Origin of the sequence: Agrobacterium sp. ES01 (assembly GCF_050320885.1) — a bacterium.
GTDB lineage: Bacteria > Pseudomonadota > Alphaproteobacteria > Rhizobiales > Rhizobiaceae > Allorhizobium.
In genome coordinates, this window is the sequence record NZ_JBNQTH010000004.1 from 388,203 (window position 1) to 400,985 (window position 12,783).

12 protein-coding genes are annotated in these 12,783 nt (G+C 57.8%); 4 read left to right on the forward strand and 8 right to left on the reverse strand.

Translation table 11 applies throughout. The features are described 5' to 3' along the window. Nucleotides 1-125 precede the first annotated feature (125 nt). The 6 genes from ACQQ2Q_RS14690 to ACQQ2Q_RS14715 form a co-directional block, all read right to left on the reverse strand. Entirely contained in the window at nt 126-1,265 is a 1,140-nt protein-coding gene (locus ACQQ2Q_RS14690) for an ABC transporter permease (RefSeq protein WP_428187844.1), read from the reverse strand. Further along, nucleotides 1,262-2,233 (reverse strand): ABC transporter ATP-binding protein, encoded by a 972-nt coding sequence (locus ACQQ2Q_RS14695; RefSeq protein ID WP_428187845.1) that lies wholly within the window; start codon nt 2,231-2,233, stop codon nt 1,262-1,264. The genes ACQQ2Q_RS14690 and ACQQ2Q_RS14695 overlap by 4 nt, the downstream gene beginning before the upstream one ends. A gap of 7 nt (nt 2,234-2,240) precedes the next feature. Continuing rightward, nucleotides 2,241-3,215, reverse strand: a complete 975-nt coding sequence (locus tag ACQQ2Q_RS14700) for an HlyD family secretion protein (RefSeq protein ID WP_428187846.1) — start codon at nt 3,213-3,215, stop codon at nt 2,241-2,243. After that, nucleotides 3,212-3,841, reverse strand: a complete 630-nt coding sequence (locus ACQQ2Q_RS14705; protein WP_428187847.1) for a TetR/AcrR family transcriptional regulator — start codon at nt 3,839-3,841, stop codon at nt 3,212-3,214. Before ACQQ2Q_RS14705 ends, ACQQ2Q_RS14700 begins: the two co-directional genes overlap by 4 nt. 177 nt (nt 3,842-4,018) lie before the next feature. Then, nucleotides 4,019-5,446 carry a mannose-1-phosphate guanylyltransferase/mannose-6-phosphate isomerase gene (locus tag ACQQ2Q_RS14710; RefSeq protein WP_428187848.1) on the reverse strand — a complete coding sequence of 476 codons (1,428 nt, stop codon included), beginning with the start codon at nt 5,444-5,446 and terminating at the stop codon, nt 4,019-4,021. Nucleotides 5,447-6,366: 920 nt separating this feature from the next. Further along, nucleotides 6,367-6,825: a MarR family winged helix-turn-helix transcriptional regulator gene (locus ACQQ2Q_RS14715; RefSeq protein ID WP_428187849.1), complete on the reverse strand. Its 459-nt coding sequence runs from the start codon at nt 6,823-6,825 to the stop codon at nt 6,367-6,369. A gap of 274 nt (nt 6,826-7,099) precedes the next feature. Here ACQQ2Q_RS14715 and ACQQ2Q_RS14720 point away from each other — a divergent pair, with 274 nt between their 5' ends. After that, nucleotides 7,100-7,795, forward strand: coding sequence for a fumarylacetoacetate hydrolase family protein (locus ACQQ2Q_RS14720; RefSeq protein WP_428187850.1), 696 nt, complete (start codon nt 7,100-7,102; stop codon nt 7,793-7,795). Nucleotides 7,796-7,807: 12 nt separating this feature from the next. Here ACQQ2Q_RS14720 and ACQQ2Q_RS14725 read toward each other — a convergent pair whose 3' ends face one another. Further along, on the reverse strand, nt 7,808-8,566 hold the full coding sequence (locus ACQQ2Q_RS14725; protein ID WP_428187851.1) for an IclR family transcriptional regulator domain-containing protein: 759 nt from the start codon (nt 8,564-8,566) through the stop codon (nt 7,808-7,810). Nucleotides 8,567-8,683: 117 nt separating this feature from the next. Between ACQQ2Q_RS14725 and ACQQ2Q_RS14730 the strand changes: the two genes are divergently transcribed. Genes ACQQ2Q_RS14730 through pcaF form a run of 3 tightly spaced genes read left to right on the forward strand, consistent with a single transcriptional unit; the run spans nt 8,684 to nt 11,290 of the window. Beyond that, a complete protein-coding gene (locus ACQQ2Q_RS14730) occupies nt 8,684-9,391 on the forward strand; it encodes a 3-oxoacid CoA-transferase subunit A (RefSeq protein WP_428187852.1) in 708 nt (235 codons plus the stop codon). After that, on the forward strand, nt 9,388-10,074 hold the full coding sequence (locus ACQQ2Q_RS14735; RefSeq protein WP_428187853.1) for a 3-oxoacid CoA-transferase subunit B: 687 nt from the start codon (nt 9,388-9,390) through the stop codon (nt 10,072-10,074). The genes ACQQ2Q_RS14730 and ACQQ2Q_RS14735 overlap by 4 nt, the downstream gene beginning before the upstream one ends. A 10-nt stretch (nt 10,075-10,084) precedes the next feature. Continuing rightward, a complete protein-coding gene (gene pcaF / locus ACQQ2Q_RS14740; RefSeq protein ID WP_428187854.1) occupies nt 10,085-11,290 on the forward strand; it encodes a 3-oxoadipyl-CoA thiolase in 1,206 nt (401 codons plus the stop codon). Nucleotides 11,291-11,439: 149 nt separating this feature from the next. Here pcaF and ACQQ2Q_RS14745 read toward each other — a convergent pair whose 3' ends face one another. Beyond that, complete coding sequence (locus tag ACQQ2Q_RS14745; protein ID WP_428187855.1) at nt 11,440-12,783, reverse strand: HlyD family type I secretion periplasmic adaptor subunit; 1,344 nt, start codon at nt 12,781-12,783, stop codon at nt 11,440-11,442.

A 12,783-nucleotide genomic window follows, 5' to 3' on the forward strand; every position in this document is an offset into this window, starting at 1 on the left:
TGTTGCTCGGTTCTTGTCTTTATCCAGTCATTACGTCGACTTTGTGCAATGCAATCTCATAAAGCAAGCGCAAGCGTCATGTGCAGCTCTTGTTTGGCTCCCGGATCGCTGTATAGACCGCTTAATCAGTCCAATGTCCGCCGGAAGCGACGAATTGCGATCGTGATTGTGATTGCAGTCAGGATTGCCAGCGCCAGCGTGTCGTAGCTCAAAACCGACAATGGTGCGCCTTTCAGCATGATGGCGCGCACCAGGCGGATATAGTGGGTGAGCGGCAAGGCTTCGCCAATCCACTGCGCCCAGTCCGGCATTCCTGAAAAGGGGAACATGAAGCCCGACAGCAGGATGTTCGGCAGGAAAAACATCATGGTCATTTGCACCGCCTGCAACTGATTGCTGGCGATCGTGGAGAATGTGTAGCCCAGCGAAAGATTGCAAATCACGAAAAGGAGCGACAGCAATACGAGCGCGACGGGGCTGCCCAGCAGGGGGACGTGGAAGACAAAGAGGCCCGCGACGATGATGATAATGGCCTGAAGGAGCCCGACAAGCACATATGGTGCGATCTTTCCGAGCATGATTTCCATCGGCTTGATCGGCATGGAAAGAAGATTCTCCATGGTGCCGCGCTCGATCTCGCGGGTGACGGCGAGCGCTGTGAAGATCAGCAAGGTCATGGTCAAGATGGTGCCCAGAAGGCCCGGGACAATGTTGAGTGTCGAGGAGCCTGCCGGGTTATAGCGGCGGTGCTGGATGATGGTGAATGGCGGTTCGCGCGGCTCTCCAATCTCCGTGGCACGATTGCCGGCCAAAGCATGGGACACGATGCCAGACAGGGCACCGAGCGCCGAACTGGCGGCCACCGGATCTGTCGCGTCTGCCGCCACCAGCAGAGCGGGGTTCTCCCCGCGTCTGACGGATCGCTCAAAACCTTCGGGGATCTCGACCACGAACAGAACCTCGCCCGCTTCCAGCAGGCGGTCCATGTCCGTCGCTCTCGTCACTGTTTGGCGCAGATCGAAAAAATCTGTGTTTTCCAATGCCGCAATGATGGACCGGCTTATATCGGTATTCTCGCGCATCAGCACGGCCGTCGGCAAATGGTGGGGTGTGGTGTTGATGGCAAAACCAAACAGGAAAAGCTGCATGACCGGGAGCATCACCATGGTGGCAAGAGTCACCCGGTCGCGGGTCATCTGGATGAATTCCTTGACGGTCATGGCCCATGAGCGCCGGAAGAAACCGGATATGCCGTTGCCGGTCATGTGAAATTGTCCTTCGACCGGTTCATCAGTTCGATGAAGGCATCTTCCAGGTTGGGCTCGCTGCGTCTCCAGGTGATTTCCCTGTTGTCCTGGAAGGGGGCAATCGCGGCCTCCAGAGCATTCGCATCGCGACCGCAGACATGCAGGCTGTTGCCGAATGGTGCGACCAAGTCGATGCCCGGCTGGTGTTCCAGTTTTTCCTGCAGCTGATGGACGGTCGGGCCGGAGGCTGTGTAAGTGGTCAGGCCCACAGAGGCGGTCACATCGTCCACCGTTCCACGCACGAGCAATTTACCATACGCCATATAGGCGATCTCGTGGCAGCGCTCGGCCTCATCCATATAGTGGGTCGATACCAGCACAGACAGGCCGTCTGCTGCCAGCGCATGGATCTCGCTCCAGAAGTCGCGCCGCGCCTTTGGGTCGACGCCAGCGGTCGGTTCGTCGAGCAGCAGCAGGTCAGGCTCGGGCAGGATGCAGGCGCCAAGGGCCAGACGCTGTTTCCATCCACCTGACAAATTGGCGGCAAGCTGCTTTTCCCGTCCCCCCAGCCCCAACCGTTCAATTGCATCGCCAGCCCGTTTGCGCGGGTTGTTCAGACCATAAACCCGGGCCACGAATTCGAGGTTTTCTCGGATCGAGAGATCCTGATAGAGCGAGAATTTCTGCGTCATATAGCCAACCCGCCGGCGGATCTGGTCTGACTGCGTGAGGATATCGAAGCCGAGGCAGGTGCCGTTGCCACTATCGGGAGTGAGCAGGCCGCAGAGCATGCGGATGGTGGTTGTCTTGCCCGAACCGTTTGGGCCGAGGAAGCCCTGAATTGTTCCGGCCTTCACCTGCAGCGACAGGTCGTCGACGACCCGGCGCCCGGAAAAGCTCTTGGTCAGATGCGAGACCTCGATTACCCAATCGGTTGAAGCGTTCTTCTGCCGTTCGTTTTTCACATCGTCTGGAGCCGGCTGCATGACCGTCTCACTTTTCTGTCTGGTCTGTGGACAGCATCACATCCACAGGCAGGCCGGGGTTCAGCGTTTCAGGCTGTTCGGGAATGGCGTCGACGCGGTAGACGAGTTTGGCGCGTTCTTCGCGGCTGTAGATTTCGGGCGGGGTGTATTCTGTTGTCTGCGAGATGAACGATATTCTGGCAGCGATGGGGCCGCAGGCATCGCATGTGACAGTCAGCTTCTGGCCGATATGCAGTCCTGCGACATCACCTTCTGGAACGTAGAAACGGATTCTGACGTCAGCCGGAGGTAGGATGGAGACGACAGGACGCCCTGCGGGCACGATCTCGCCCTTATTGTAATAGAGTTGCTGGACGCGGCCGTTGACGGGAGCTTCGATCGTGAGCCGCTCAAGGCTGCTGTTGGCGGCTTCAAGTTCGGCCAGCGCTGCGTCCATATCGGCCTGAGCCTGTCTGATCGCTTCTTGCCGGGCCGGCATGGCCGCGAGCTCGATCTGGCCGTTGATGTTGTCCAACGCCGCCTGATTTGCCGCTTGGGTTGCAACGGCAGAATCGAGATTGGCTTTTGTCGTCGTGCCGGATTTCGCGAGTGTTCTCACCCGTTCGAGCTCCTGGCTGGCGAGATCCAGGTTTGCCTCCGCCTGTCGTCTGGATGCCTTGAGGATATCGATTTCTTGCGGTCGCTTTTGTGCAGCATTGGCCTGCTCGAGCTTTGCCCTGGCAGCCGCAAGACTGGCCTCGGCGGCGTCTACCTTTGCACGTGCGATGTCATCTTCGAAGCGAAAGAGCATCTGTCCCTTTTGAACGATTTCTCCCTCTGCGACCTTTAGATCCGTCAGACGGGCAGAGGTTTCCGCGCCGATGAAACGGAGATTGGCTTCGATCCATCCCTGATAGGATTGATGCTGCTCGCTTCGAAAGAGGTAGGGGGCGGCGAGCACACAAGCGGCGACAATGAGAAGCAAAATTGCTGCCTTTTTCATGATCTCGTTTCCTGTTGCGGCACAAAAATGCTGTCGAGGAAGGCCGTGAACATAAGATCGGCATCAAGCGCTTCATACGGGGCAAACAAGGAGTTCCAGATGATCGTCAAAAGCACCGGCGCGATTAAGAGCTGGGCCGAATTGCTGATCGTTTCGCTGCGCAATTCCCCTCGCGCAGCCCCCCGTTTAAGTATCATCTGCATGGCAGAAATGCCGGGTGCGGTAACATTGCGGTAGTAATGCTCGGCCAGTTTGGGAAAGCGTGGCCCCTCGGCGATCATCAGTCTCAACAGATGACGCCTGTCGGTTTCGATGATTTCCCGGCGAATAAGGGTGTAGAGTTCTGCGACTTGTTCCCGGCAGGAGCGGGCGCTGGCGACAACGGCGAAAGCCTGAAGTCGTTCGACAATGGGCGATACCATGCCGGAGATCAGCTCGCTGAACAGTGCCTCCTTGTCAGGGAAGTGCAGGTAGACCGTGCCCTTTGCGATACCGGCACGCACCGCGACATCCTCCATTCGCGTCGCCGCAAAGCCGTTTTCTGCAAACAACACCATTGCTGCCGACAAGATTTCGGCCCGGCGTTGTTCTGGCTCGATCTTGCGTCGCTTTTTATCCGAGACCATAGCGCACTCCAGGAATGACTGTCCGGTCAGTCATAATGCGTGCGGCGATGATTGGCAAGTGATGTCTTCGTGAGTGACTGACGAGATTTCGGTGGGACGGGACCACAGAGGCGCCAAACGAAAAAGACCCGGAGTATTCGCTCCGGGTCTTTGAAAGCGGCTGGCTTGATGTAGCGCTTAGCTGCGTCCGAATTCGTCGACGAGGCGAATGATGTCGTCTTCGCCGAGATAGGAGCCGGTCTGGATCTCTATCAGTTCCAGGCGGATCTTGCCCGGGTTGCCGAGACGGTGAACGGAGCCTTGCGGGATATAGATCGACTGGTTTTCGTGCAGCAGTGTCACCTTGTCATCGATGGTGACTTCGGCCACGCCCTTCACCACAATCCAGTGCTCGGCGCGGTGGTGGTGCTTTTGCAGCGACAGCTTCTTTTCCGGGCTGACGAAGATGCGCTTCACCTGAAAGCGGTCGCCGTTGATCAGCGAGGTATAGCCGCCCCAAGGACGCAGCGAAGTCGGATGCAGTTCGGTCAGTTGTTCGGTCTTCTTCGAGCTCTTCAGCAACTTGACGAGATCACCGACCTGCTGGCTCTCGTCGAGCTTGCCCACATAGACGGCGTCTTCGCTGGCGATCACAGCGATGCCATCCATGCCCTGCACGGCCATATGGCTGTTGCGGGACATGACCAGCGAGTTGGTGGTGTTGACGAGTGTGGCATTACCCGAGATGACATTGCCTTCCGCGTCCTTGTCGCCAAGCTTCCATATGGCATCCCAGCTTCCAAGGTCGGACCAGACGATGGGGGAGGGGACGACCGCGGCATTCCTGGTCTTTTCCATGACGGCATAGTCTATGGAGATATTCGGACTTTCGGAAAAGGCATCCTTGTCGAGGCGGATGAAGTCGAGGTCGCTGGCGGCCTTTGAAACTGCAGCGCGTGCGGCTTCGATGACCTCTGGCGCGTTTTTTTCCAATTCTGCCAAAATCTGTTTTGCAGAAAAGACGAACATCCCGGAATTCCAGTAATAGTTCCCGGATTTCAGCATTTCCTTGGCAGCGTCTTCGGCCGGCTTTTCGACGAAACGGGCAACTGTATTGCCGCCGGCGGGCAGTTCCTTGCCCATCTCGATATAGCCATAACCGGTGGCCGGTTCTGTCGGCTTTATGCCGAAGGTGACAAGCTTGCCGGCCTCTGCTGCAGACCGGGCGGTCTTGACGCAATCCCAATAGGTCTTGTCGGCCTTGATTTCGTGGTCGGAGGCAAGGATCTGAATAATGGCATCCTCGCCGAACTGTTCTGCAACGACGATGGCTGCAACAGCGACCGCGGCTGCGGTGTTGCGCGCGATCGGTTCCAGAACCAGGCCGGAAAGGGCGATGTCGACTTCGCGGGCCTGTTCGGCGGCGAGGAAGCGAAACTCCTCATTGGTGATGACAAGTGGCGCTTCATAGAGCGCGGTATCGGATACCCGGTCCAGCGTATTCTGGTAGAGCGTCTGATCGCCAACGAATTTGATGAACTGCTTGGCTGCTGCGGCGCGAGACAGCGGCCACAGCCGGGTACCTTTGCCGCCAGCCATGATAACGGGTACGATCTTGTTGCTCATTGCGTCTTACCTTTTCTCATCTTGCAGTTCGCGACCACCGTGGGATGCGGCGGTCAAATCGGGAAATCTCAGGGCGCGGACCGGTCGGTCGGATGAAGCAGAAGCTCTGTCAAAATGTACAGGCGCTCTCATCCCCCAATTGTTTTTAACGTCTCAAGCCTGGATAAGTTCAAATAAAATCCCATCGATTTCTCCCGTATCGCTGCGGCGAGAGAAGAGCGTCACGGAAAGCAGTTGTTTCGAATGACACGCTATGTCTTTTTTACGTCGCAGAGATCACAGGCGGATCGTAACCATTGAATTTGATAAATAAAAGCGTGGCGGTCGCGTTTTCGTTGCTGCTGACAATTGAACCGATGTCGGCCCGTGATTTATGGCCGCTTTCCGGTTCGGATACGCCCGTGTGGACGGACCAACCGATGAGGATCGATCGCACTCGGCAAAGTTATGAGCGTGTTCCCGGTTTCAAGGATGATCATTTTCTGAAGTTCCGGGTGAGCCCAGCCGTCAAAGTCCATGACGGCGCTTCCTTCTCGATAGGCGTACAGATCTACATCGTGGCAAAGGCTATCGGTATGCATCCTGACAAATCATTGTGTCGCAATGATCGCGGGGCTGTTTTCGCCTGCGGCGGCCAATCTCGGGCCTATCTGAGGAGGTTGATCACAGGCCGTTATCTCGAATGCAAATCCCAAACCCTGGCGCAGTCAACCAGACTCGTTGACTGCCGTTTGGGCGGAGACGATCTTGCAGAACGTCTGGTTCTATCTGGATTTGCGCATGCTGCGCCCGGCAGCGGGCTGTCGGGTGCAGAACAACGTGCCGTCACGCTCAAGGCCGGGATATGGGCCGATCCCACGTGTCGCGACAAACCCGCCACTTGCTGACGACGACGTCACCTGCATCGTCGCCATCGATGCTCAACTCATGCGCAGCGGAGCGCGGCTGCGCTCATTGACAGCATCTGCGGACTTTCTGAGAAGCGCCACCAACTGTGTCCGTTCCTCATTGTTAAGGCCAACGAGCAGCATATCCTGCGTGCTCCTCACAATCGGGCGAATTTCGCCAAGTACGGCTGTGCCCTTGTCGGTGAGGAAAAGTTCGCGCGCGCGTCGGTCAGCAGGACTAATTTCGCGGCGCACGAGATCCTTCTGCACCAGTCGGTCAACGACACCGCCGATGGTAACGCGGTCATAGGCTATGTGGCTTGCAAGCGTCGCCTGATCCAGTCCAGGTCTGTTGGCGATTGCGGCCAGCGAAGCGTATTGAACTGGCGTCAGGTCGTAGCCTGCCTTGCCAATTTCTTCCATGAATATGGATACGGATGCCTGATTTAGGCGTCGTACGAGATGTCCCGGCATTTCATAAACTTCCAGCATAAGGTGCGGCCCTCCCCAAATATGTCTTGTTTTTCTACCCTCAATTGCGAATGTAGGGAAGAGCAAGTTAGTGTCGGGACGGGGGCAAGCAAGGGTCTTGGCATGCGCCATTGGTCTAATATGATTGAGTTTTTCCAGTCGCGCTCGCGATTGAACTTGGCACGACATGCCACTCTTCTGTTGTTGTTGCTCCCGATCCGGTTCCGTGCTTCAAGCACATGAGCATAATTGTCCGCGACTTTCGGTTTGCGGATATCCACAGGGTCGTCATCACATGAGTGCATTGTTTGCCGTTCCGCCAACCCCTCTCGTTCCCGTTCGTGGCGAGAGCGACGCTTATCCTGTGCACAGGATTTTCTGTGTAGGACGTAATTTTGCCGAGCATGCCGCTGAAATGGGATTCGAGGTTGACCGGGAGGCACCCTTCTATTTCACCAAGCCGCCGAGTTGCATCGTTCTGTCGGGTGCCGAAATTCCGTATCCGCCCGGCACCAGCAATCTGCATCACGAACTGGAACTGGTTGTCGCCATTGGTGGACCGGCATTCCGTATCGCCGCTGAAGAAGCGGAAGCGGCAATTTTTGGTTATGCCTGCGGCTTCGACATGACCCGACGCGACCTGCAGCTGGCGTCCCGTGCCAAACAGCGGCCCTGGTCGCTTGGAAAGGCTTTTGAAAATTCTGCGGCCATCTCCGAGATCACCCGGGCGGCTGAATTCGGCAAGCCCGGTGAACAGCGTATCTGGCTGGAGATCGGAGATCATGTGCGTCAGGATGCGCATCTGTCGGATCTGATCTGGTCGGTTCCCGAGCTGATCAGCCATCTGTCGAATTTCTATCATCTCGTGCCAGGCGATCTGATCTACACGGGAACGCCAGCCGGCGTCGGTGCCGTTCTGCCTGGCGATACGCTCAAGGGGCAGATCGAGGGATTGGAGCCGGTTGTTCTGACCATCGGCGCTGCTGAATGAGGACTGCAGCTCTCAGCTGAGCACACGGCGCAGGCCTTCCTGCGCTCTGACAAGCGCTGGCAGATAGAGACGGACAAGATCGTCCGGTTCTGTCTGAAGGGCGGCCATGCCGGTGTTGAGCGCCGCCACGGTCTGGCCCTTGGCGTTCAGGACAGGGACCGCCAGCGAGCGTACGCCGATCTCGACTTCCTGATCGATGATGGCGTGACCTTTGATCTTGACGTCGGCGATCACGCGCATGATTTCATCCGGATCGGTGAGGGAATGGGGTGTGCGCGGTGTGAGGTCTGACGTTTCCACAAGATTGCGCGCCGCATCTTGCGGAAGCGCTGCCAGAAGAACGCGACCCATTGAGGTGCAATGGGCGGGAAGCCTTGACCCAGGCATCAGGCCGATCGACATCACCCGCTTCTGGGCCGCTCTGGCCATATAGACTATATCGTGCTCATCGAGGATCGATACCGAGCACGATTGGCCGATCTGCTCGGACAGTTGATCCAGCCATGGCTGGACAATCTGGGGCAGCGGCAGGGCCGCCAATGCGCCCATACCCAGACGCAGCACCTTCGGTGTCAGCGTGAAGAATTTGCCGTCATAATTCGCGTAGCCGAGATCATGCAGGGTGAGAAGGCAGCGGCGCGCTGTGGCGCGGTCAAGCCCGGTCGCATCCGCCACATCGGCAATGGCAAGTCTGGGGCGCTCCGCACCGAAGCATTCGAGAACGCGCAATCCCTTGGCGAAGGAAGCGATAACGTCAGTTTTGTTCAACATGCGCACGGATCATGAATCCATTTGAACAAATGTCAATATGCGCACAAACGGGATTGCCTGACATATCAATTGGCCTACACCAGAATGCAAAACCCATTTTACGGGAGGTTTGGTTTAATGGACAAGACAATTGCCTCGCTCCGCGAGGCTGTGGCGGATATCGGCGACGGTGCCACATTGATGATCGGTGGCTTTGGCGGCTCCGGCGCTCCGATAGAGCTCATTCACGCGCTGATCGACAAGGGACCGAAAGGCCTCACCGTCATCAATAACAATGCCGGCAATGGTCATGTCGGTATCGCCGCAATGATCGAGCAGGGCATGGTGGCCAAGATGATCTGCTCGTTTCCGCGATCTGCCGATCCAAAGGTCTTCACCGATCTCTATCTGGCCGGCGAGATCGAGTTGGAAATCGTTCCGCAGGGAACGCTGGCGGAGCGTATTCGCGCCGGCGGTGCCGGTATTCCAGCCTTTTATACGCCCACGGCCTACGGAACGGATCTCGCCGACGGAAAGCCCGTTCAGGAGTTCGAGGGCAGGCACTATGTGCAGGAGCGCTGGTTGAAGGCCGATTTTGCGCTGATCAAGGCGGAACTTGGCGATCGGCTTGGAAATCTCACCTACCGGATGGCTGCGCGCAACTTCAATCCACTGATGGCGACGGCTGCGACCCGAACGATCGCTCAGGTGACAAAGATCGTTCCCCCTGGCGGCATTGACCCCGAACACGTTGTCACGCCGGGTATCTTTGTCGATGCCGTTGTCGAAGTGTCCGATCCGAAGCAGGAAGAAATCCTCAACCGCGAGGGAGCTGTCTACCCATGAGCGAAGCACTCGACAACATCAAGCTGTCCAACGAACAGATCGCCTGGCGCGCCGCGCAGGACATTCATGACGGTGCCTATGTCAACCTGGGTATCGGTTTTCCGGAAATGGTGGCCAAGTTCCAGCCCGAGGGCCGTGAGGCGATCTTCCATACGGAAAACGGGGTTCTCGGCTTCGGTGAGGCACCTGCTGCCGGCGAAGAGGACTGGGATCTCATCAATGCGGGCAAGAAGGCGATCACGCTGAAGCCGGGTTCGGCCTTCTTTCATCATGCCGACAGTTTCGCCATGGTTCGCGGCGGCCATCTGGATGTGGCCATCCTCGGGGCGTATCAGATCGCGGAAAATGGTGATCTGGCCAATTGGTCGACGGGCAAGGGCGGCGTGCCAGCGGTCGGCGGTGCAATGGATCTCGTCCAGAGCGCCAAGCGTGTTGCGGTTATCACCGAGCATTATACCAAGAAGGGCGATCCGAAGCTGGTCAAGCGTTGCTCCATGCCGCTCACAGGTGTTGGCTGCGTGACGCGTGTCTACACCTCGCTCGCAGTCGTCGATATCGAAGATGGTCGCTTCGTATTGAAGGAGAAACTGGCTCAAATTTCGCTCGAAGACTTGCAGGCCGTCACCGGGGCCGAGTTGCTGGTCAAAGGCGATATTGCCGAACTCAAAGTGCCAGCACTTTAAGGAGACACGCATGGCTGACGCTTATATCTGCGACTATATTCGCACCCCCATCGGCCGCTTCGGTGGCGCTCTGTCCTCCGTCAGGGCCGATGACCTTGGCGCCATTCCCCTGAAGGCGCTTGCCGAGCGCAATCCGGATCTCGATCTGGAAGCTGTCGCGGACGTGATCTACGGCTGCGCCAATCAGGCAGGAGAAGATAACCGCAATGTTGCGCGCATGTCGTTGTTGCTGGCCGGTTATCCGGTCTCTGTCACCGGTACAACCGTCAACCGGCTTTGCGGCTCCGGGATGGATGCCGTCATCATGGCTGGCCGCGCCATCAGGTCTGGAGAGGCTGACCTGATGATTGCCGGTGGCGTGGAAAGCATGTCGCGTGCGCCCTTCGTCATGCCGAAGGCAGAGAGCGCTTTCTCGCGCAATGCCGAAATTTACGACACCACCATTGGCTGGCGTTTCGTCAATCCCCTGATGCAGAAGCAGTATGGCGTCGATTCGATGCCTGAAACGGGCGAGAATGTCGCCGAAGACTTCAAGGTCAGTCGCGAAGATCAGGATGCCTTTGCCGTACGCTCACAAGCCAAGGCTTCTGAAGCGCAGGCCAACGGGCGTCTGGCGCAGGAAATCACCCCGGTGACCATTCCGCAGCGAAAGGGCGATCCTGTGGTGGTGGATCGGGACGAACATCCGCGCGCAACCACACTTGAAACACTGGCCAAGCTGAAAACACCCTTCAAGAAGGAAGGCGGCACTGTGACGGCCGGTAATGCATCGGGTGTGAATGACGGCGCAGCGGCGCTCATCATTGCATCCGAGACAGCCGTCAAAAGACACGGTCTGACACCGATTGCCAGGATTCTGGGCGGGGCCACGGCTGGCGTTCCACCGCGGATCATGGGCTTCGGTCCGGCACCGGCCTCGAAGGCGCTGATGACGCGGCTTGGGATGACGCAGGACCAGTTCGATGTGATCGAGCTCAATGAGGCGTTCGCCTCTCAAGGGCTCGCAACTCTGCGCGATCTCGGCATTGCCGACGACGACGCTCGCGTCAACATCAATGGTGGCGCCATTGCCCTTGGTCATCCGCTGGGCATGTCGGGTGCCCGCATCACTGGCACAGCGGCCCTCCAGCTTAAACTGGGCGGCGGGCGATATGCATTGTCGACCATGTGTATCGGCGTCGGGCAAGGCATTGCCATCGCGCTTGAACGGGTCTGATCCCCGATCCGGCGCTTCGGCGCCGGATACTGCTTCCACCGACGGAGATAACAGCAACCGCAGGACCGGTGTCATTCAATATTACCCTGCTGCTGTGACCATCTCCCGGTGACAACCATGTCAAATCAGCGGCGTCCCCCGCCGCGTTTTCACTGTTCCGAAAATGCGCGTGACATGCTGTCGGCAACGGGTTTTGCGATGTAGTTGAAGAAGGTCCTCTCATTGGTCTGGATCATCACTTCGGCCGGCATGCCAGGGGTTGGCGTGAAGCCATGCACCCGCGCCAGTTCAGCCGGTGCAATGTTGATCCGTGCCAGGTAAACATCATGCGGGGCGGATGATGCATTGCCCGATTGCTGAAGCGCGTCGGCGGAAAGATACAGGACTTCCCCCTTGACCACGGGTGTCGTTCTCTGGTTCAGCCCGACCAGCCGGATGGTTGCCTGTTGTCCAAGCTTGACACTGTCTATGTCGTTGCGCGAGATCTGGGCCTCGATGATCAGTGGCACGCCGGCCGGCAGGATTTCAAGGATAGCCTTGCCACTTTCGATAACGCCGCCATTTGTGTGATAGTGGATACGGACGACGGTCCCGGCAACCGGTGCGTTGATGGTTGCGCGCTCCAGGACATTGGTCGCTTCCCGCAACTGCTCACGCACCATGTCGCGCTCGCCCTGGATGGATTGCAGGCGCTCCAATGCATCTTCCCGATAGGCGCTTTCCGCGCGCAACACCTCTTGCTCGCCTTTCGTCCGCTGTGCCTGGGTCTCGGCGATTTCTGCCTCCAGTCTACCGATCTGACCGTCCGCCTCGGCTATGGCCCTGAGAAGGGCTTTGACGTCGTTGGCGCGTGCGACGCCTTTTTTTAGCAGGATCTCCTTTGCCTCGAATTCATCCTTCAGAAGATCGAGTTGGCGGATCGTCGCATCGCGTTGCCGTGTATAACCCATCTCGCGAAATTCGAGCGCGCGGATATTCTGCTGCAACAGGGCAACCTCGCTGGACAGTTTTTGTTGCTGACTTCTGAAGTTGAGTTGCTGGCTAACCAGAATTGCCCAGACATCGGCATCGCCGCGATGTTCTTTCAAAAGCAGTGAGAAGTCGAGTTTTTCAACGGTCTCGAACTGAGCCGTCAGCCGTGCTGCGGTGACATCCAGTCGCATGCGGCGCAAGAACAGTTCACGCTTTTTCGCCATTGCAGCGGTCTCGTCCAACTGCACGAGAGCCTGACCTTCGACGACCTGATCGCCCTCGTTGACAAAGATCTGCTTAATTATACCGCCTTCCAGATGCTGCAGGACCTTGTTCTGGCCGGTGGCAACGAAGCTGCCCTGGGCGATGACGGCCGCCGCCAGCGGGGCGGTGGAGGCCCATGTGCCGAAACCGCCAAAAGCGACCGCCATCAGAACAAGACCGACAATCGTCTGCTTGCTGATCGATCGTGGCACTTCGGAATACCACTCGATGTCGTGGACCTTGGCGATGTCTGACAT